Source organism: Bacteroides caecicola (genome assembly GCF_023337095.1).
Taxonomy (GTDB): domain Bacteria; phylum Bacteroidota; class Bacteroidia; order Bacteroidales; family Bacteroidaceae; genus Phocaeicola; species Phocaeicola gallinarum.
The window spans coordinates 125,102-146,482 of the sequence record NZ_JAMBLM010000001.1; the positions used below are offsets into that span (position 1 = coordinate 125,102).

Annotated in this window: 13 protein-coding genes; 8 read left to right on the forward strand and 5 right to left on the reverse strand. The window is 46.0% G+C overall.

Annotated features, from left to right (window positions below):
- Positions 1 to 12 precede the first annotated feature (12 nt).
- Positions 13 to 867, reverse strand: a complete 855-nt coding sequence (folP, locus tag M3085_RS00495) for a dihydropteroate synthase (protein ID WP_191710592.1) — start codon at positions 865 to 867, stop codon at positions 13 to 15.
- Between the two features lie 308 nt (positions 868 to 1,175).
- Here folP and M3085_RS00500 point away from each other — a divergent pair, with 308 nt between their 5' ends.
- The 7 genes from M3085_RS00500 to M3085_RS00530 all read left to right on the forward strand — a co-directional run bounded on the left by M3085_RS00500 (position 1,176) and on the right by M3085_RS00530 (position 9,339).
- Positions 1,176 to 2,468, forward strand: a complete 1,293-nt coding sequence (locus M3085_RS00500; RefSeq protein WP_249052036.1) for a UDP-N-acetylmuramoyl-tripeptide--D-alanyl-D-alanine ligase — start codon at positions 1,176 to 1,178, stop codon at positions 2,466 to 2,468.
- 39 nt (positions 2,469 to 2,507) lie between these two features.
- Complete coding sequence (locus tag M3085_RS00505; protein WP_249052037.1) at positions 2,508 to 3,713, forward strand: THUMP-like domain-containing protein; 1,206 nt, start codon at positions 2,508 to 2,510, stop codon at positions 3,711 to 3,713.
- A 150-nt stretch (positions 3,714 to 3,863) separates the two neighbouring features.
- Positions 3,864 to 4,211: a hypothetical protein gene (locus M3085_RS00510; RefSeq protein WP_249052038.1), complete on the forward strand. Its 348-nt coding sequence runs from the start codon at positions 3,864 to 3,866 to the stop codon at positions 4,209 to 4,211.
- 11 nt (positions 4,212 to 4,222) lie between these two features.
- The gene (locus tag M3085_RS00515) at positions 4,223 to 4,900 is read left to right on the forward strand and encodes an ABC transporter ATP-binding protein (RefSeq protein WP_178255792.1); all 678 of its coding nucleotides are present in this window, start codon (positions 4,223 to 4,225) and stop codon (positions 4,898 to 4,900) included.
- A gap of 104 nt (positions 4,901 to 5,004) precedes the next feature.
- Positions 5,005 to 7,377, forward strand: coding sequence for an FtsX-like permease family protein (locus tag M3085_RS00520; RefSeq protein WP_249052039.1), 2,373 nt, complete (start codon positions 5,005 to 5,007; stop codon positions 7,375 to 7,377).
- A gap of 159 nt (positions 7,378 to 7,536) precedes the next feature.
- Positions 7,537 to 8,178, forward strand: a complete 642-nt coding sequence (locus M3085_RS00525) for a DUF3256 family protein (RefSeq protein WP_249052040.1) — start codon at positions 7,537 to 7,539, stop codon at positions 8,176 to 8,178.
- A 252-nt stretch (positions 8,179 to 8,430) separates the two neighbouring features.
- A complete protein-coding gene (locus M3085_RS00530; RefSeq protein ID WP_191710598.1) occupies positions 8,431 to 9,339 on the forward strand; it encodes a peptidoglycan DD-metalloendopeptidase family protein in 909 nt (302 codons plus the stop codon).
- Positions 9,340 to 9,740: 401 nt separating this feature from the next.
- Here M3085_RS00530 and M3085_RS00535 read toward each other — a convergent pair whose 3' ends face one another.
- From M3085_RS00535 to M3085_RS00545, 3 genes are read right to left on the reverse strand one after another with little or no spacing between them, the layout of a single operon-like run.
- Positions 9,741 to 10,448, reverse strand: a complete 708-nt coding sequence (locus M3085_RS00535) for a DUF3823 domain-containing protein (protein ID WP_178255796.1) — start codon at positions 10,446 to 10,448, stop codon at positions 9,741 to 9,743.
- 23 nt (positions 10,449 to 10,471) lie between these two features.
- Positions 10,472 to 12,346, reverse strand: coding sequence for a RagB/SusD family nutrient uptake outer membrane protein (locus M3085_RS00540; RefSeq protein WP_191710599.1), 1,875 nt, complete (start codon positions 12,344 to 12,346; stop codon positions 10,472 to 10,474).
- 7 nt (positions 12,347 to 12,353) lie between these two features.
- Complete coding sequence (locus M3085_RS00545) at positions 12,354 to 15,560, reverse strand: SusC/RagA family TonB-linked outer membrane protein (protein ID WP_249052041.1); 3,207 nt, start codon at positions 15,558 to 15,560, stop codon at positions 12,354 to 12,356.
- 548 nt (positions 15,561 to 16,108) lie between these two features.
- Here M3085_RS00545 and M3085_RS00550 point away from each other — a divergent pair.
- Positions 16,109 to 20,113: a two-component regulator propeller domain-containing protein gene (locus M3085_RS00550; protein ID WP_410553953.1), complete on the forward strand. Its 4,005-nt coding sequence runs from the start codon at positions 16,109 to 16,111 to the stop codon at positions 20,111 to 20,113.
- Between the two features lie 204 nt (positions 20,114 to 20,317).
- Here the strand turns inward: M3085_RS00550 and M3085_RS00555 are convergent, their stop codons facing one another.
- A complete protein-coding gene (locus M3085_RS00555) occupies positions 20,318 to 21,370 on the reverse strand; it encodes a glycoside hydrolase family 43 protein (RefSeq protein WP_249052043.1) in 1,053 nt (350 codons plus the stop codon).
- Between the last annotated feature and the right edge of the window lie 11 nt (positions 21,371 to 21,381).

Genomic DNA, 21,381 nt, shown 5'->3' on the forward strand with positions numbered 1-21,381 from the left:
AGCGTTTAGTATTTATTCTTCAGGTTTTTTCATTGCGGTCGTGATTCGGACGGCTTCCACGGCAGCTTTTACATCATGTACACGCAAGATGTCCGCTCCTTTCATCAGTGCAATGGTGTTGATGATGCTTGTTCCGTTCAGGGCATCGTCCGGTGTTCCGCCAAGCAGTTTGTAAATCATTGATTTGCGCGATACGCCGACAAGGACGGGCAGTTCGAATATTTGCAGCTCTTCCATTTTGTCCAGCAGTTCGTAGTTATGCTCCAGCGTCTTGCCGAAACCGAATCCGGGGTCAAGAATGATATCTTTGGCGCCGAGGTCGCGCAGTTGTTGCACTTTTTGGGCGAAATAGAGCATGACCTCTTTGGTTACATTCTCGTAATGAGGAGCCTGCTGCATATTTTGCGGTGTACCCTGTATATGCATCATTACGTAAGGTACTCCCAAGCGGGCAACAGTAGGAAACATGTCGGCATCCATGTTTCCGCCGGCAATGTCGTTGATGATGGCTGCACCGTATTCTTCCACACACATGCGTGCTACGTCGGCACGGAATGTATCTACCGAAATAACCGCATCCGGCAACTCGCGGCGCACGACTTCCAGTCCCCGGCGCAGGCGTGCCATTTCTTCTTCGGCAGAAATATGTTCGGCGTTCGGGCGTGAAGAGTATGCCCCGATGTCGATTATGCTTCCTCCTTCTTCCGTTATCTGATGAGCTCGTGCGGCAATTTCCGCTTCCGTCTGTTTGCGACTGTTTGCATAAAAAGAGTCCGGCGTTACGTTCAGTATCCCCATTACCTGCGGATACGACAAATCCATCAGCCGTCCGTTTACGTTTATATATTTAATAAATGTGTGTACCATTGGTTACGCATGATTGCTTGGCGTTGCAAATGTACGTACAATAATTTATTTTTCGTTCTTTCGGAAACGATTTTTCAGATTTGAGGCGTAAAACATAGTGTCTGAAACGGGCCTAAAACGCTACCGCTTGTGTTACCTTACGCAAGCGGATGAACAGGGCAACACAAGCGGTAGCGTTCATCGGTTTATCCGTTAGTGTTTGCGGGGGTGCAGGCACAAAGTAAAAACTTGTGTAGATTCGTGACCAATCAGACCTGTAAATCGGAAGATTTTCATTAAGTTTGCCCCCTGTTTAATTGAAATGAATCATGGAATTAACCGCTTTATATGAGTGCTTTTTGGCGTGCGGCGAGGTAACGACCGACAGTCGCCGCTGTCCGCAAGGTTCGATGTTCATCGCCTTGAAAGGAGCCAATTTCGATGGAAATGCGTTTGCCGAAGATGCGTTGAAGCAGGGATGCCGTTATGCTGTGGTAGATGACTCCCGCTATGCCGGTACGGATAATCCGAATATTTTATATGTAAACGATTGCTTGTCGGCTTTACAAGGGTTGGCGAATATGCACCGGAAACGCCTGAACACGCGCATGATAGGCATTACGGGAACGAATGGAAAGACTACTACCAAAGAGCTTATCGCTGCGGTATTGTCGAAAAAATACAAGGTACTGTATACGCAGGGAAACCTGAATAACGCCATCGGTGTTCCGCTGACGCTGCTCCGCCTTACGCCCGAACATGAAATCGCGGTCATTGAGATGGGAGCCAGTCATCCGGGCGACATCAAGGAGTTGGTTGAAATAGCCGAACCGGATTACGGCATCATTACCAACGTGGGAAAAGCCCATCTGGAGGGATTCGGTTCTTTCGAGGGAGTAATCCGTACGAAAGGCGAGTTGTACGACTACTTGCGCACGAAGAACAATGCCACGGTATTTATTCAAAATGAAAATGCCTACTTAAACCGGATAGCCGGAGGGTTGAACTGTATACGTTACGGACAAACACCGGGACTCTTTGTGAGCGGTGAGTTGGTATCGTGTTCGCCGTACCTGAATTTCCGTTGGACTGTGGGAGGAACGTCTTACGATGTAAATACACAGTTGATAGGTTCGTATAATTTAGACAACTTATTGGCGGCGGCAGCCATCGGCGTTTATTTCGGGGTAGAGCCTGCGCAAGTTTCCGAGGCGCTTGGGGATTATGTTCCGCATAATAACCGTTCGCAGCTTACGGTAACACCTCATAACCGCCTGATAGTAGACGCTTATAATGCCAATCCTACCAGTATGATGGCTGCGCTGGATAACTTCCGGCGGATAGAAGATCCCCACAAGATGGCGATACTGGGGGCGATGAAGGAATTGGGAGACGCCAGCCGCGAAGAACACCAAAAGGTGGTAGATTACCTGTCCCGGTGCCACTTCGAGCGCGTTTGTCTGGTAGGAGAGGAGTTTGCTGCCCTTACCCATCCGTTCGAACAATATAAAGATGTGAAAGAGGTTGAGGCTATGCTGTCGGAAACCAAGCCGGAACACTGCCTGATTCTGATAAAAGGCTCGAACAGCATGAAGCTCAGCCAACTGCAAGATTATCTGTAATACAGAGTAGATGAATCCCTCTACATAAAGCGCATTAGTATGAATCCATCCGAAGAAACCCTCCGTTTTATCCGTTTGCACCGCCGTGATGATGTCCGTGCTTTGGCATTTCAGGCAGCCAAGTACCCCGACGTGGACATGGCGGAAGCGGTAGTACAGATAGCCGGCATACAGATAGCCGAGAAAAAGATTCCGCAATGGGCACAGACCGAAGGCATTCTTTATCCGAAACATTTGTCGATGGAGCAGTGTTCGTCGGAGGTAACAGCCCGTTATAAAGCCTCGTTGGTGGAGGGAGACTCGTTCGCCGACCTTACGGCGGGATTCGGAGTAGACTGTTCGTTTATAGCCCGCCGCTTCCGTAGGGCGGATTACGTGGAGCGTCAGGAAACGCTTTGCCGCTTGGCTGCACACAATTTCCCGCTGTTGGGATTAAGCCACATCAACGTGCATTGTGCCGATGCGCTGACGTATCTGCAAGCAATGGCTCCGGTGGATTGCCTGTTTCTTGACCCGGCGCGCCGCGACAGCCACGGCGGGAAAACCGTTGCCATATCCGATTGCGAGCCGGACGTATCCCGACTCGAACCGTTGCTGGTTGAGAAAGGGCGCACGGTGATGATAAAACTTTCGCCCATGCTCGACATCGCTGCTGTGTTACGCGACTTGCGCTGTGTGCGGGAGATTCATATCATATCGGTGAATAACGAATGCAAAGAGTTGGTTGTTATTCTCCGTCGGGACTCAGAAGTCTCGGAAAGCATTGGGAAAGAAATTATTATAAGTTGTGAACAGCTTGTTAATAACTCACCATCCCAACATTTCGACTTCACCTACGCCGAAGAACGCGAAGCGGTTTGCCCCATCGCTGATAAGGTAGGCGCGTATCTGTACGAACCCGGTGCGGCACTGCTGAAAGCGGGAGCTTACCGCCTGCTGGCGGCACGTTACGGCGTAAGCAAGCTACATCTTAACAGCCACCTCTATACGTCGGACGAACCGGTAGCCTTTCCCGGCAGGGCATTTAAGGTAATGGCTGTATCCGGTTTCGGGAAGAAAGACCTGAAAGCATTGTTAAGCGGGGTGGAGAAAGCGAATCTCACCGTCCGTAACTTCCCGTCATCGGTTGCCGAACTTCGGAAAAAACTCAAGCTGAAAGAGGGAGGAGACACTTATCTGTTTGCCACCACGCTTGCAAGCGGTGAGAAAGTTTTGATAAAGTGTCGAAAGGCTACCGTATCCTGATTCGTTACATTGTCTAAAAATTATACATCGGGTGTCTATTTTTTAGACAGTCGGAGGTCGGCTTAATTTGTTACGTGTGCTGTATATCAGAATGTTATAAAAATGGCACGGCATTTGTATTCATACTTCGTGAGAATAAACACGAATGTTATGAATACAATCTTACGAAACCTATTTTATACGCTGCGTCGTTTTCGGACGGCTTCCTGTCTGAATCTATTGGGACTGTCTGCCGCCTTTGCCGCTTTCGTAGTCATGATGATGAAGGTAGGCTATGAGCGAAGTTTCAATACCTGTTATCCCGAAGCCGACCGGATAGCGATTCTGGATATTAATATCGACGAAGAACCTTCGTATTTCGGTTGCGTACTTCCGCGAGGTTTCCTTGATTATGTTATCGGAAATACCTCCGGCATAGAGTGTGGAAGTATCTATGCCAAAGGTATTTTTGACGTGGCTTTCTGTACCGATCCCGATAAATCAATTAGTAACAATTAATAGATACCATTATGATTAAAATTGAAAACCTCAGCAAAACCTTCCGTACTACGGAAGTAGAAACCATTGCGTTGAACAAAGTAAACCTCGAAGTACGCGAAAAAGAGTTTGTTGCCATTATGGGACCTTCGGGATGCGGCAAATCTACCTTACTGAATATCCTCGGACTGTTGGATAACCCTACCGAAGGAAACTATTACTTGGGCGATAAAGAAGTCGGACATTTGAAAGAAAAAGACCGCACCAACGTGAGAAAAGGTAACATTGGCTTCGTTTTTCAGAGTTTCAACCTGATAGACGAGTTGAATGTGTTTGAAAACATCGAGTTGCCGCTTACTTATCTCCACATCCCTGCCGAGGAGCGTAAGAAAAAGGTAAACGAAATCATGAAGCGCATGGGCATCAGCCACCGTGCGAAACACTATCCGCAGCAACTCTCCGGAGGACAGCAGCAGCGTGTTGCCATTGCCCGCGCCGTGGTGTCCGACCCGAAGATTATCCTTGCCGACGAGCCTACCGGTAACCTTGACTCGAAGAACGGACAAGAGGTAATGGAACTGCTTACCGAGTTGAACAAAGAGGGTACTACCATCGTAATGGTAACTCACAGCCAGCGCGACGCAGGCTTTGCCGGACGTATCATCAATCTGTTCGACGGACAAATCGTTTCGTCTATCGCTGAAATGTAAATATTTGATAAATAGTTGGTTGTTGAGGCTTAAATTCTATGGGAAGAACCGACCTGTTTAAGCCGAAGAACTTAATAACGCAACCGCTAAAAACACCAAACACTATGGGAAGAATTTTTAAGTCCCTTTTTAGGAGGGGAGAGGCGAACGGAATCAAGATATTCTGCTTGGGCGTGGGGCTCGCCATTGGGCTGACTTTGCTTGCCGAAGTTATCTTCGAACGCTCGTATGACGACTTCATTCCACGATTGGAAGATACGTATCGGGTAGAGTCGAATTTTTTGGGGAAAGATAATGACGGTTGGCGGTCATACTCTCAAACTGCCGGAGCCATTGCGCCGGGTATCAAGAGCTACTGCCCGGAGGTAGAGGCTGCCACACGCTTTACGGAACTTATGTTCGGTAGCCCTTTCCAGTCGGAAGACAACAAGGTAATTCGAGGCAAGGTCTTGCTGTGCGACAGTTCGTTTTTCGATGTATTTCCCTTGCCGATACTGATGGGCGAATCGCCCCATACGGGATTGGAAAAGCCGGGAAACGTTTATATCTCTAAAAAGTTGCTTGACGTTTTGGGCGAAGGTATTATCGGGCACACCCTGAGCTGGCAAGAGAATCCGAAGGTGAAGTTTACCGTAGTGGGCGTGTTCGGCGACCTGCCCGAAAATTCCCATCTGCCCGATTTGAATATGGCAGTAGCCTTATCCTCTATCGGATGGTACAGTTGGGACGGAAGAGATAACTGGATAGGAAATGACCGGTATAAGAGTTACGTCCGCCTCCGTTCAGGGACCAATCCGGAGCAGCTCAAGCCCAATATCAAGAAAATGATAGACGACCACGTGGGGGAAGAGCTGGAGCAAGCCGGTCTAAAGCTGGATTACACCCTTTATCCTGTGAAAAAAATATTTGTATCCTCGGATTATAACCGGGTGATGAACATTGTGTTTCTTGCCTTTGCTGTGATTATGCTGTTGACGGCAATGTTGAATTACATCTTGCTTTCCATCTCCTCAATGGTAAACCGAGCCAAAACTGTGGCTACCTACCGTTGTTACGGAGCGGGAAGCAAAGACATCTATCGGATGATACTTGCCGAATCGTTTCTGCATGTGGGTATTCTCAGTCTCGCACTGGCTGTGTTGATCATATTCGGACTGCAAGATTTCTTGCAGGAACAGATAGGGCACAGCTTGCAGTCGCTTTTCCCGCCGCAAACAATTATAATCTGCATACTGGTTACGCTTGCGGTAGTGGTAGTTTGCGGGGTGATGCCGGGCTATCTTTATACACGCATCCCCGTAACGTATGCTTACCGGCGTTACACCGAAAGCAAACGGCACTGGAAGTTAGGCTTGCTTTTCGTGCAGTTCCTTCTTACCACGCTTTTCGTTAATCTGCTGGCGGTAATTGGTCTGCAATATCACACTCTGACGAACTACGACGCCGGTTTCGAGTATAAAAGTGTGGCAATGGTAGGCCTTTCCAATGTTCCGATAGCAGAACGGGAAAGATGCGTTCAGGAATTGCGCCGCCTGCCCAATGTCGTATCCCTGACGTGGGGATACCAGTCGCCTGCCGATAAGTGTAGCGGTAATAATGTTTACCTTCCTGATACGAAAGAACAGTTGATGAACGTGGCAGATATGTATGACGTGGGCGGCGACTACCACAAAACCTTCCAGATTCCCCTTGTGGAAGGAGAGGTTTTCACGCCCCATCTGCAAGACACGGTGACCCGTCAGGCGATGGTAAGCCGCCGGTTTGTGGAACGGATGAAAGCATTGGCAGGCTGGGAAGGGTCTGCGGTAGGGAAGTCATTTTTCTTGAGCGAACACGGAGGACCGCTGACCATCTGCGGCGTGTACGAAGAAATCCATCTCGGTTCGCAGATGACGGAACAGCGCGACGAGCGTCCTACGGTAATGTTCTACGGAGACAAACCGATAGGAAGGCTGTTCATCCGTTTCCGTCAGATGTCGCCCGAAGCCATGCAGGAAGCACAGGCAGTGGTAGACCGCACCATGACCAGTCAGGACAAGATAGTAACCAGCTTGGGCTTGGAAATGAACAGCCTGTACGTACAGTTGCTTCATGTGCGCAACAGTGTGCTCTTCGCCGGACTGTGTGTGCTGATTATCGCCCTCATCGGTTTGATGGCATATATCCGCGATGAAGTAACCCGCCGCCGTTCCGAAATAGCCATCCGTATCATTCACGGGGCATCGGTAGCCGATGTGCAACGGCTCTTTCTTACCGATTTGCTGAAAATAGCCCTGCCTGCCGTGGTAGTCGGTGCACTGCTGGCATGGAAAGTGGGCGAAAATATCCTTCAGCTCTTTGCCGTAAAAATAGAGTTGTCGTGGTGGATTTTTACCGGCTGTACACTCATCGTACTGCTTATCGTGGTGATGCTTGCCGCCTTGTTAGTATTAAAAGCCGCCCGTGTCAATCCCACCGAAAACCTGAAAACCGAATGACCGGAACCGGTAACATCCTTACATAAATTACCACGCGCCTGTATTCCCCGGACGGATGCAGGCGCGTATCTTTTTATAAATGGTTGCCTTTTTTCAACTCTTTTTGCCGGCAAATAGAAATAAATCGTAACTTTGGCGAGATTTATAACAGAGACCATTATGAAACAGATTCTACTTATAGCCTGTATGTTATGCAGCCTGACGCTGCCCGCCCAAGATATAAAGTCATTGTTTATTGAGTTGCCCGACTCGCTTTCTCCGCTGCTGACCAAAGTCAACCGCGAAGATTTCGGCGATTTTCTTGCCAGCAACATGAAAGCAGAAGTGCGCAACCGTTTCGGCAAAACCTCTGAAATGATTACGATGACCGATGATTATCTGATGCTGAAAGTCAGCTCGGTGAGCACTGCCGAAATGAAACTGCTTCCCGTCAACGACTCGGTAAAGGTGATTTGTGTGGTGCGTACCTATACGGCTCCTGCCGCCGACAGTCAGATCGAATTTTACGATACCTCGTGGCAAGAACTTCCGCTGTCTGATTTTCTGACCTTGCCGGCAGAAGATACGTTCTACAAGCACCCCCAATCAGCTGTTCAAGCCGACTCGTTGAGAAATTTGCGGGCATCGGCAGACATGTATCTGCTGAAGGCAGAACTCTCGAAAGAAGAACCCGTATTGACATTTACCTATACTACCCCCGACTATCTGGACGAAGAAACGGCAGGCAAACTGCGTGCATACCTTGTGGCTGCTCCCTTGCGCTACAAGTGGAAAGACGGAAAATTTGTCTCCTCTCTGTAAGCCCGGTTGGAAGTAACGGTTAAAAGAGGCAGATGAAAGTTTTTGTTGTACAGAAAGTTATGTTTAACAACATATATTTTCTGCATAAATACGCTTTTCTTATAAAAATAGTTAAGTAAATAATACGCTCTGCCGAAAAAAAATTATCTTTGGAACGCTTTTTGTAAATCTGAGTATCCTTTATAGAGGATAGTCTTAAAGTTGAACCGTATGAAACCGGAAACGGTCTCTTGAATAGAAGTAAAAAAAGTAATGATTTTAAAATGTATTAGAACAGTTGCGGTGGCAGCCTTGGCGTTAGTCAGCACACATGTGGCAGGGCAAGACCTGTTGGCGCGTCAGGCTCCGGTAGACCGGAAATTGAAAGCAGTAGATTCTTTAGCATTGATTCGTCAGATAAAGGCCGAACAAGCCGTTTATCCGGCGTATAGTCTCTATCCGAATTGGAATAATGAACGTGTTCACGCTTACGGAAACACGGTAAACGTACCCGACAGCTTCCGTATCGATCTTACAGGCTTCTGTATGCCTACTACCCATACAAAGATAACATCCAAATGTGGTCCGCGCTGGCGGCGTATGCACAACGGTTTGGATATAAAAGTTTATATTGGAGATACTATCCGTGCTGCTTTCGACGGACGGGTGCGTATGGTGAAATACGAACGCCGCGGTTATGGAAAATACGTAGTAATCCGTCATGACAACGGTTTGGAAACCATCTACGGACACCTTTCCAAGCAAATCGTGAAAGAAGATGAATACGTAAAAGCAGGCGACCCCATCGGTTTGGGTGGAAACACCGGTCGTTCTACCGGCTCTCATTTACATTTCGAAACTCGTTTCTTGGGCGAAGTCATCAATCCGGAATTTATGTTCGACTTCCCGAATCAAGATATTGTAGCAGACAGCTATTTGTTTGTCCGTGGAGCCAATCGTTATGCTTACCAGCGCACACGTGCTTTGGCTGCTGTGAAATCAGGCAAATCAGGGGCGGCAGAAGCTGAAAAGGCAGCTATCCGTTACCACAAGATTCGCAAAGGCGATACATTGGGACGCATCTCGCGTATTTATCATGTATCAATCGACCGTTTGTGTAAGTTAAATGGTATCAGACGTACGACGACTCTCCGTATCGGACAGGTATTGAGATGTTCTTAATAAACATATATTAGATTTTAAGAGAGAGAATAGGGAATGTGCCGTTCGGCGTATTCCCTATTCTTTTTATATGTGTGTGCGGAGAAGGGAACAGACTCTTTTTTTATCAGACGGTTCAGTGTTGAAGTAGGAGGAATGTTTCGTCCTGTTTCGGATGATACCTATTTTGTGCGGAATAGCAAAGCAATAAACGTTTGCCGGATTGGTTGCTGCCTTAATGAGATAATAATCTTATCCGAAGCATCTTCTGCCTCTATTGAAAGGAAGAAAAGAGTTGCCGGGCGGTAATCGAAGAGATAATAAAAGACCTCGAAAGCATGTGAGCCATGCCGACGAGGTCTTTCGATTTGTGCGACTTTAATTTATTGATATTGTTACCCTTCTACAATCCTTATGTGAGATTAATCCAAGCGGATGACAGGCGAGTAGATAGCTTGGTCGGAACCCGAAGGCCACAGGGCAATACGTCCGAAAAGCGTTCCACGATTCAGTGCCGTTTGAAACATCTGATGGTCGGTATAATCCCGTGTAGCGAACGTATAAGTTTTGCCACCGCCGGCATAATCCGCCATGTTTTCAGTTTCATCGTAGCGGTCTACGTTATGTTCTCCATCACTCAAAAATTGTGTGGTTCCTAACAGCAACATCACGCGGTCGATACCCGTTCCTGCAATTTTGTTTACGTCAAATGAGGCGTTTATCTGATTGCCGTTTCGTGTAATCTGTGCATTGTCTACCAGATAGTAGGGCACTACCTCCACATCTTGTACGGCTGTGCCTCGCAGGTTGATTTCGATGGTATCTCTTCCTTCCGAAGTCCACGGGCCGTTTCCGGCTTTCGTGATTAACTGATATTGACCGTCGAAGATGCAAATAGAAAACTCTCCGTTTTGGTTGACAAATACATCCACCGGGTCATGTTTTTCATATCCACGCTGATAAAGCTGAAGTCTCACAGCTTCATTGCCGCGTAATTGTAATGGTTCGCCTTGATAAACCACACGTCCTTTGATAAAAGATTCCGGCTCATCATAATTATCTTTCCGGCAACTTGTCAATACCAACGTTGCCAAAATAAAAACCGAGCATATCTTAAATAATGTATTCATATTATTGTTCGTTTTTGAGTTAATTATTGGAACGGATTTTTCACCAGTTTCGGGTTGTTATTAATCCATCCGTTATTTATTTCTGCATAATACTGAGCGTCAGTGCAATGGTAAGGCTTCGGCCATAAGTCGAGTGTAGCCATGTTTTTTTCGATGAATACCCATTTGCCATCGTTCGGGTCGCCCGGTGCAACTACTTTATACGGCCATAATCCTAAGCGTTGAGCTGTTCTCGTATTCGGGTTTCCGTCCCAAATTTTGTCAGCTTCCATCCAGCGTTTCAGTTGCCACCAGCGTTGTCCTTCAAATGCAAATTCCACACGGTTTTCATGCATGATTTTTTCGTGGTCGATGCTTGTCAGCGGTTTTACTCCTGCGCGTGAACGTATATCATTGATATATTTCAGTGCGGTTTCATCATAGTTATCGCCACTCAGTTCCCAGCTTGCTTCGGCAGCAATCAGATAAGCCTCTGCGATGCGGAAATGTACGTTCCACATATCAGAGCCTCGGCCGATGGTTCCGGCGGCAGGTGTAGCGTCAAGATATTTGCGGACATAGAATCCGGTACGGTTGATTTCACGTTCATTGCCGCCGAACGGACCATTGTTTGCCGTAATCAGGCGATGTTCTTCATCGTATGAGTTACGCGCTCCGGTTCGTTCCACCCATTTGCCGTTTTCCTTTCTCAACTGTCCGGCTTGCAGTTCGATGGTTTGTCCTCCGAAAGTAGCCCCCGGGAAGATGATAGAGCCGTTCAAACGCGGGTCACGTTCCATGAACAAATCAGTCGGATTGTCGAAGAATTTCGGGTTGTCTATCGTGCCGATGTCGAATCGTGCTCCTTTACCTCTTTCCTCTTCGCTTGCATCAATCGGTTCAAACGCCTCTACCAAGCCTAAGATTACCGACAGGCGGTCGCATCCGGTATCTTGTGCGATGCTCTTAGGCAGGTTGTTAGTGGTGAACTGATGTGTCTTTCCCGGTGCTACAAAGTCGAAACACCAGATAACTTCCGTATTTCCATCCTTCTGACATACGGCTTTATAGAAATTATCGGCATACGCCTGTGGGGTATTTTCGGTAGGATACATCAATTTATAAGGTCCTTTTTCAATTACTTCTTTTGCCGCAGCCAGTGCTGTTTGATAATATCCTTCAGCCTTTTCAGCAGGAATACCTACTTCACCTCCTTGCGTGCGTAATTGCGGATGAGCTTCAGGAGTGTTGTATCGAGCCAATGAAGCAGCAGTCAGTGCGGCGCGTGCTTCAAGCATTTTGGCTACCCAATAATTGGCACGTGCATTATGCGTGTTGGTTTCCGTAGTCAGCAACTTTCCGGCTTCTTGACATTCCGAAATAATGTAGTCGTACAGAGCTGTTTCAGTAGAACGTGGAATCTGCATGGTACTGATATCCATTCCCGGAGTATAGTCGAATATTTGGTCGCCAACGATGGGTACTCCTCCTAAACTTCTGCCCAAGCAAAAGTAAATCCATGCACGGATGTAACGCACCTCTCCGATGTAAGCCTCTTTCGTGGCATCATCAATTGCGGTAGAGGTTTTCACTCCCTCTAAGAACACATTCAGGTCGTGTATCAAATCGTAGCAATGGTCGTAGTCACACCATTTGTTACGGTCGAAATATTCTGTTTCATTTCTGTCGTAATAAATAGCCTCGTCGATGCTGGTCCAAGCATCCCAGTCTTCCACTTTTTGTCCCAGCATGGTTCGTCCGTAGAAGTTGGCTATTACAGATTTTATCAATGTCGGGTCTCCGTAAGTCTGGTCTTGGGTTAATATCGTGTCAGGCTTGGTATTCAAGAAGTCGCTACAACTGTTTAACGTCAGCATAGCAGCAGCCAGTGAAGCTGCGAATAAATATCTCTTTTTCATTGTTTACTTAAAATTTAAGGTTTACACCAATATTAATGACTCGCATCGGCGGATAGTCCAAACCATTGTCGCTTGCACATTCCGGGTCCATGATACCTTTCAGGTTCGAAATCGTTAACAGGTTTGTTCCGGAGATATAAACACGCAGATTGCTGATTCCTGTGTGATTCAACCATGCTTGCGGCAGCGTATAGCCAAACTCAAGATTACGTAATTTGATGTATTTTACGTTGTGCATCCAGAATGTACTGGTATCGTAGGCACTTGTTTCGTCTGAATTTAAGCGCAGCATCGGGTATTTTCCGGGAATCAGTTCGCTGTTCGGGTCAAACGGGTCAGACAGATGCCATGCGTCTTTCAGCACTTCGCTCGGATTGTTACCGTCATTTTGGAACGGGCGTGCAGTTTCATAACGTTGAATCCATGAAGTCATGCCGGAGCCTGTCCAGTCCATAGCCAAGTCGAATCCTTTCCATGCAGCAGAGAGGTTGATACCGAAGTTAATGGTAGGTGTGCTGTCTACACGATAACCGATGGGGCGTTCGTCCAAACCATTGATGACACCATCGTTATTCTGGTCTTTATACATGATATCTCCCGGAACAACCGTGCGGTTACCTTTGCGGTCATTGTCAATCGGGTAGGTAGCGATTTGTTCCCAACTTTCAAATCTTCCTATGGCTTCATATCCCCAGTTGATGTAGCCCACACGATGCCATATACTGTTTCGGTATTCATCCCATGAATTGCTGAAACGCGGTTTGTATTGTTCCCAGTCGTAGAAACGAGAATAAGTCATGTTGGCTCCCACGCTGTAATGGAAGTCGTTGTAATTATCAGTGTAATTAATTGAAGCGTCAAAACCTTTGTGCATATCCGACCGCAGGTTTTCTTTAGGCAAGTCAATACCTGTTTCGTTAGGTATCAGTACGTCATAACGAGATTCGGAAATACCTTCACGCAGACGGCGGAAATAATCGACTTGCAGGTTCAAGCGGTTGTTTAAGAATCCCATGTCGACTCCGACGTCCAGTATCTTGGCTGTCATCCATGAAAGAACCTGATTAGGCAAACCGCGTGTAGCTGAACCAACAATCCAGTTACCGTCGAGTACAGCACCTCCATTATTATAGGTATATCCCGACAAGAAATCAAAAGCAGCATAATCGGCTACGTTGTCATCTCCTACTTCGCCGTATGAGCCACGGAGTTTCAGGTTGCTGATTATCTGACCTATTTTGTTTTCTTTCCAGAAGTTTTCTTCCGAAATTCTCCATCCGATAGATGCCGACGGGAAGAATCCCCAACGGTGTCCCGGGCGGAATTTCCACGAACCGTCCCAACGTCCGATTAATTCTACCAGATATTTGTCTGCATAGTTATAGTTGATACGTCCGAGGTATCCCATACGTGCTTCGGTGCGGTCTCCGTCATCGTTGAATTCTACGATTTCTTTCAGGCGGATTAAGTCCATGGCATTGGATACCGGAGTAGAGTGAATCCACATTTTGGGGCGTTTGCGTTGGCTGGCTTCAAAGCTGGCTACGGCTGTAATCGAGTGTTTTCCGAATTTGCGGTCGTAGTTTAACTGGAAGTTACCAATCTGGTCTTCCACTTTTTCCCGATTACGTTCTCTGTACGGATTGGTCATTGCGTCTGTAACGTAATAAGAGTCGGTGCCCGGGTCGTATGCATACAAGTTAAATGTATATTCCTGATTGTCTAACTCATTGTATGCGTAATAATATCCTACCAATCCTTTAAACTTTAATCCTTTCAGAATTTCATATTCGGCAGTGGCGTTCAGTTGGATAACGCGCCATACGTCTGATACCTTACCCGAAGTATTGTAATTCAGGATGGCGAAGTTGGTTTCCGGCTGGTCGGACACTTTTTGCGGATAATTCGGGTTATCGTTTGCATAAGGCCGTTTGGTTGGCTGGTTTTTCAAAGTGGCGAAACGCGGCAACCAATAGTCGTCTGTTCCCGGAACGCCCGGATGCCGGCGGTCTTCGATACGTCCGTTAACGGTAGCACCTACCTTCAAACGCTCGTTCACATTCATTTCGATGCTCATCTGCGCGTTGGTACGGCGGAAACTGCCGTAGTTGCGAACCGTGGCATCTTGGTTGATGTGAGAAATGGCAACATAATAATTGGCTTTGTCTGTACCTCCTGAGAAGTTCGTGTTGATATAGAATTGAGGAGCGGTAACCCAAATGTAATCTCCCCAGTCCCAACCTTGATACTGCGGGTCAGTTCCTGCCATCCACTTGTCGTATTCTTCTTTATTGTAACGACGGTCTCCTCCCGTGCGTCCGGAGAATGTTTCGGCAGTGGCGTAAGCATGTACGTAATCTTTTACATTAGCCGGGTCAACGAATTTTGAGTTTTTCTGCCATCCGTAGTAAGCGTTAATCGAAACTGTGTTTTTCGTGTTTCGCGCTCCCTTTTTGGTAGTAACCACTACCACACCGTTTGCTGCACGCAAACCATACAGGGCAGCCGAAGCGTCTTTCAGGATAGATATTGACTCGATGTCGTTGAAGTCCATGTTGTTAAACTGTCCTTCATCACTCACAACTCCGTCGATAACGAATAGCGGTGTACCCATGTTTCGGATTTGCAGGGCGGTAGTAGAACCCGGCGCTCCGCTTTGTTGACGTGTGTTCAATCCGGCTATTTTACCAACCAAAGCACCACTGGCGGTTACGGCAGCCGAACGTTCGATATCGCTCGATTTGACAGAAGATACGGCTCCGGTCAGCGTTGCTTTTTTTTGCGACATACCGAAACCCGTTACAACAACCTCGTTTAACACCTCTGTTGCTTCTCTCAGTGTGACTTGGATAGAACCGGAATTACCGATTTTCACAGTTTGTGTTGTGTAACCGATATATGAAATCTCCAGCTCTTCGCCTTTAGCTACGTTGATTTCAAATCGTCCGTCCATGTCTGTGATGGTTCCTGTGCTACTTCCACTGAGCCGGACTGTTGCCCCGATAACGGGCTCGCCGTTTTCGTCTACAACGATACCTTTGATTGGCCGTTGTTGCTGTGTCGATTCAACAGAGGCGTCAGGCATTAACAGAGAGTTGGTTCCCCATGTGTAGCTATATCCGCTGGGAAGCAGGGAAAATGCGGCTGCACATAAAGGGACACGCCACAAGTTGCTACGGGTCAAGAAGCAAATTTTTTCTTCTTTTTTGCTCATAGTGACTAAATTTAGAAATGGTTAATAAAAAAAGTTCATGGTATTTTTCAAATTTACCGATTGCAAATAACGGTGATTTTTGCTCTTCGGAAGATGAAAAGCTATTCAATAAACAGAAAACGTGTATATTATAATAGTGCGTTGGATTACAGTGTTTTATGTATTATGTGTTGGTCTGATTTTTTTGTTTTATGGTTGCTGATTGTTGCTGTTTTTCTGTTATTTGTTTAAGAAGTGTCGGCATAAGAAGAAAGACTGTTATTTACGGAGTCAAAAACTCTTCGGGTAGAATTGGATAAAACATCCGCATGTTTTGCCTGACGCATACGGATGCGTTCCTATGCGCAACCGCATGTGTTCGAGCGTATGGTTTTTACAGATACATTTCGCATGAAACAGCCCGTTTGAGCAGCTATTTTTCCGGTTAAAACTTTACAGTAAAAAGAATATTCATTACTTTTGAAATCTTGAAACAAAGCATCATTATATTCATGCAATTTTTATTTTTGAAAAAAAAGGTTGACCCATGCAAACGCATGAGGCGGGAGATGAAATGCCTTCTTTTATGGTTTGCTGTGTGGGGAGTATGTCTTTCCGCAAAGGCTTCTGGCTCATTAATGTTCAGTACATATACGGTAGAAGACGGGTTGTCGCATAACACCGTGTTATGTGCCTTGCAGGATAGCTATGGCTTTATCTGGCTGGGTACAAGCAATGGATTGAACTGTTTTGACGGCAGGAAGAATATCATATACCGCAGTTCGTCGCAAGACGAAAACCGGTCGCTCGGAAATAACTTTGTCCGTTCGCTTTACGAAGACAGCCAAAAGCGTATCTGGGTAGGTACAGACTGTGGCATTTATATTTATGAGCGTAATCGGGATGCTTTTGTTCTGTTCGATGTTACTACCGAGTTCGGCGTGTTTATCAGTAGTGAAGTAAGCCGGATAGTGCAGTTGGCCGACGGTATGATAGGTATAGCTACGTTAGGGCAAGGACTGTTTTTTTATGACCCGCAGAAAAACGTTTTAACGCAGAACAATATGTATTCTTCGTTCGTATGGGACATCTGTGTGGGGCAAAAAGGAGAAATATACTGTTCTTCATTGCAAGATGATATTCTTTGTTTCGACCGTCATGGAGCATATCAGCGAACTTATCACTTATCATCTTCGGATGTAGATTGGAACAAGTCGAACCATAAGGCCAATTGCATTCAGCTTGTGGATAGTACGCTGTGGATAGGAACAAACAGCAAGTCTTTGTTCAGTATCAATGTAGGTACGGGAGAAACAAACCATTATGAAATAGGAGCAGACCAGTTCCGGATTATCCAATGTTTGAAACCGTGGAGGCAAAAAAAATTGTTGGTAGGAACAGATAACGGACTGTATAGTTTCGACCGCATGACAAAAACGCTGGTTCCGATAGATAACTCGGTGGGCGACTCTTCCGGTAACGACCGGAGCATCAATGCGCTGATGGAAGACGCCGAAAACGGTATTTGGGTACTGACTAACATGCAAGGAGTAAGCTATCTGTCGGCACGTGCCAAGCCCTTCCGCCGTTTTGTGTTACCCGAAAGCGGTGTGGTAAATACGTTTTGCGAAGATGAATCCAACGGAAATATCTGGATAGGTACTCGTAACGGGCTGTACCGATATGATAAGGCCACTCGGAAGGTCGATAAATATCCTTTGGAAGAAGACGGCAAATCGCCTTACGATATCCGTGCCCTGTTTTTGGATAAAGGTAAATTATGGATAGGGACATTTGCCAACGGGTTAAAAATCTTAGATTTGTCGACGAGGCGTGTAAAAAGTTATAATCACTCTTATACTACTCCGAACACGATATGTAGCGATGATGTGCAAACGATTTACGGCTGTCGTAACGGGCGGATTTATGTAGGGACAAGTTGGGGGCTTTGTTATTATAATCCCGAAGAAGACAACTTCCATACAGAAACAACCATTGGAGTCATGATATCCATTACGGATATATTGGAAGACGGGCATAACAACATTTGGATTTCGACGGCAAACAGCGGGGTTTTTCTATGTAATCAGACAGATAATTATTGGCGTCATTATGAACATAAGCGTAACGACAAGAAAAGCATCAGCCATAATTCCGTTATCACGTTGTTTGAAGACAGCAACGGCGTAATGTGGTTTGGGACAAACGGAAACGGGCTGTGCTATTTTGACGAACGCCAGAGATGTTTTGTCGATTTGAGTGAAAACAATTCATGGGTTTCCAGTCAGGTTATTTATTCGATAGAGCAAGACCAGTCGGGAGCATTCTGGCTGTCGACGAATGTGGGTATTGTGAAATTAAACCCCATGTCATCCGAAAAATACCAGCGTTTTACCGAGTCAGACGGTTTGTTGAGTAATCCGTTCCGTGAAAGAGCTTCTTTTAAGGCAGAAGACGGTACGATTTACTTGGGAGGGATGAATGGGTTTAACGCCTTCCGTCCTTCGTTCTTTCCTTCAAATGCCTACGTTCCTCCCGTATACATCACGGATATAACTTTGATGCGTGTCGATAAAAGAGAAGATGTACGTAAGTTGTTGCATCTTGACAAACCCTTCTATCAGGCCAAAGAAGTAAAGATACCTTATACCTATAATAGCTTTACGGTGTATTTTGCTGCACTTAGTTACCAAGACCCCCGTAAGAATCATTATTCTTATAAGTTGGAAGGGGTAGACAAGGAATGGTTTAACGATTTGGAGAATAACTATGTTTCGTATAACAATCTGGCTCCGGGCAAATATCACCTGCTTGTGCGTGGTTCGAACAATGACTTGAAATGGAATAATGATGTAGCTGATTTATGGATTATTGTTACGCCTCCGTGGTGGCTGTCAGGCTGGGCGTATCTTGTGTATTGTTTGCTTGCGGTTTGTTTTCTTGCGTATGCACTGTGGCGCAGAGACCGTCATCTGAAGAACAAATACCGCAAACGGATGGAAAATTATCAGATAGAGAAAGAAAAAGAATTGTATAAATCTAAAATCAATTTCTTTATCAATTTGGTGCACGAAATACGTACACCTCTTAGCCTGATTAAATTACCGCTTGAAAGTTTGCTCGTTACCGACCGGAGCAAAGAAGATAGCAAATATCTTTCGGTAATAGATAAGAATGTAAATTACCTGTTGGGAGTGACCAATGAGTTGCTGGATTTCCAGAAAATGGAGGCAGGCGTAGTACGGCTTCATCTGAAGAACTGCGATATTGTAGAGCTATTGCAAGATATTTATAACCAATTTATCGGTTCGGCTGAACTGAAGAGTCTTGTTCTGACGTTGGATGTTCCGGAAACCTCCCGGATAGAGGCGGTGATTGATGCTGATAAAGTCAGCAAGATTGTGGTAAACTTGGTTAGCAATGCCATGAAGTATGCCCATACCCGAATAGATATTAGGTTGAAACAACTCAATGAACAGTTTGATATTCGGGTAGAAGATGATGGAGACGGGATTCCTTTCGATGAAAAAGAAAAAGTTTTTCAAGCTTTTTATCAGGTAGACAATCCCAAAGCGATGTTAGGGACAGGTATCGGTCTGGCATACTCTCGCTCGTTGGCGGAAAACTGCGGGGGAAGTTTGAGGGCAGAAGACAATTCTTACGGTGGAGCATCTTTTATTCTGACGCTTCCCCTTCACGCCCGTGAGTCGGATATAGAAGAACAGATTATCGTATCGGATATGGATGAAAAGGTGGAATCGCCGGTGAAAACTGAAGAGGACGACCCGCTTTTGCAACAAAAATATACCGTGTTGTTGGTTGAAGATAACGTAGAACTGTTAGACATGGAGTATACAAGGCTTGCCAAATGGTTTAAGGTGGTAAAAGCAACGAACGGACTGCAAGCCTTGAAAGTTTTAGAAACGACTGCCGTTGACGTAGTGGTGAGCGACGTGATGATGCCTAAAATGAACGGACTGGAGCTTTGTAACAAAATAAAATCGGATATTGATTACTCTCACATCCCCGTTATACTGCTTACGGCAAAAACCTTACCCGAATCGAAAGCCGAAGGATTCAGGTACGGAGCGGATGCTTACGTGGAAAAACCGTTTACTATCGTTCAGTTGAAGATGCAGATACGAAATATCTTGAAGTTAAGGATGGTTTTCCATCAGCGTATGCAAGAGCTGAACAGTCATAACCTGCCCGAAGGACAAGAAGAAATAAGCATTACGCCTCGCGACCGCGAATTTCTTACAAAAATGCAGCAGGCGGTTGAAGCGCAACTGGCTGACGAGAATTTTTCGATAGACATCTTGGCGGCGGATATGAACATGAGCCGTTCTAATTTCTACCGTAAACTTAAAGCCTTGACCGGAATGTCTCCCAATGATTATCTGAAACTTTGCCGGTTGAACAGGGCTGCTGTATTGTTGAAGGAGGGATGCCGCATTACGGAGGTATGTGAGCAGACGGGTTTCAGTTCGTCATCTTATTTTGCCAAATGCTTTAGGGCGCAATTCGGCGTATTACCGAAAGATTACGTAACTCATCTCTCGCAAGAGAAATAAGAAATTCTTCCGAAAAAAACGCTACCGTTAGTGTTACTTGTTTCATGCGGTTAAGTTACCCGGTTCTACCCATAGGACTTGCCTGTCCTATGGGTAGAATTTTTTTATGCCCGGATAAAGTTCAAACAACCCTTTTATGCGGATAAGTTTTCATTTCTATCCGAAGGAATTTTCGGCTGTTTTTCGGATGGAAATTTTTCGTATTTATTTCTGTAAGGAAACCGGACGGACTCCCTCGTGGGTGATTTTTACGGGTTTGATGTAGCCATTGGGGTCGAACTCCAATTTATCAATGCAAACCTGACGTTCGTTTATCCCCGTGTGACCTAACGGACGGCGATGGTAAATAATGTAATACTCATCTTTTCCCGGTATCTGGATAACCGAATGATGTCCTGCTCCGGTAGCTACCTGCGGGTCTTGCTGTAAAATTTTTCCGATACGTTTAAACGGTCCGAACGGCGAGTCGGCTATGGCATAAGCCACACAATAATCCGGGCCTCCCCATCCGCCTTCCGACCACATGAAGTAATACTTTCCGTTTCGTTTCAGCATGAAGGGGCCTTCTACGTAATTTTCGGGAGTAACTTCTTTGTAGTACGTCCCGTCGCCAAACGGCTCCAAAGCCAAAAGGTCGCTTCGTAATTTCACCATGTTACAGTGTCTCCATCCCCCGTAGTACATATAATACTGTCCGTCGTCATCGCGGAACACAAACTGGTCTATCGGCTGTGCTTTATTTATGATTTTCGAGATGAGCGGTTTTCCTAAAGCGTCTTTATACGGACCTTCCGGACGGTCGGCAACAGCCACTCCGATGCCTCCCCACTGCTCATCGTTCTGAATATCGTTTCCGCCGAAGAACAGGTAATATTTCCCGTTGGCATGAATTACCGATGGCGCCCACAAAGCATATTTTACCCACGGAACATTTTTGATGGATAACACCTCTGGATGTTTGGTCCAATGAACGAGGTCGGTCGATGAAAAAGCATCGAAATGCGTTTGTAAGTTATATTCTTGATTGATGGCTTCGGTTTTTCGCTCCAAATCTTTTTTATAAGTAAGGGTGTCTTCTCCGTAAAGCTGAGAAAGCGTCGGGAAAATCCAGTATGTATCGCCGTAAACGATGGCTTCAGGGTCTGCATACCATCCGGGAATTATCGGATTTCCACTTTGCCGGTTTTGCTGTGACCGGCAGTGGGCGGCAGGAATACACAGTATGGCTCCTGCCATGATTAGATGTTTGATATTCATAACGTACAAAT

Coding starts and splice junctions, on each gene's coding strand:
- folP (WP_191710592.1), bottom strand. CDS start 867: ATGGTACACACATTTATTAAATATATAAACGTAAACGGACGGCTGATG.
- M3085_RS00500 (WP_249052036.1), top strand. CDS start 1,176: ATGGAATTAACCGCTTTATATGAGTGCTTTTTGGCGTGCGGCGAGGTA.
- M3085_RS00505 (WP_249052037.1), top strand. CDS start 2,508: ATGAATCCATCCGAAGAAACCCTCCGTTTTATCCGTTTGCACCGCCGT.
- M3085_RS00510 (WP_249052038.1), top strand. CDS start 3,864: ATGAATACAATCTTACGAAACCTATTTTATACGCTGCGTCGTTTTCGG.
- M3085_RS00515 (WP_178255792.1), top strand. CDS start 4,223: ATGATTAAAATTGAAAACCTCAGCAAAACCTTCCGTACTACGGAAGTA.
- M3085_RS00520 (WP_249052039.1), top strand. CDS start 5,005: ATGGGAAGAATTTTTAAGTCCCTTTTTAGGAGGGGAGAGGCGAACGGA.
- M3085_RS00525 (WP_249052040.1), top strand. CDS start 7,537: ATGAAACAGATTCTACTTATAGCCTGTATGTTATGCAGCCTGACGCTG.
- M3085_RS00530 (WP_191710598.1), top strand. CDS start 8,431: ATGATTTTAAAATGTATTAGAACAGTTGCGGTGGCAGCCTTGGCGTTA.
- M3085_RS00535 (WP_178255796.1), bottom strand. CDS start 10,448: ATGAATACATTATTTAAGATATGCTCGGTTTTTATTTTGGCAACGTTG.
- M3085_RS00540 (WP_191710599.1), bottom strand. CDS start 12,346: ATGAAAAAGAGATATTTATTCGCAGCTTCACTGGCTGCTGCTATGCTG.
- M3085_RS00545 (WP_249052041.1), bottom strand. CDS start 15,560: ATGAGCAAAAAAGAAGAAAAAATTTGCTTCTTGACCCGTAGCAACTTG.
- M3085_RS00550 (WP_410553953.1), top strand. CDS start 16,109: ATGAAATGCCTTCTTTTATGGTTTGCTGTGTGGGGAGTATGTCTTTCC.
- M3085_RS00555 (WP_249052043.1), bottom strand. CDS start 21,370: ATGAATATCAAACATCTAATCATGGCAGGAGCCATACTGTGTATTCCT.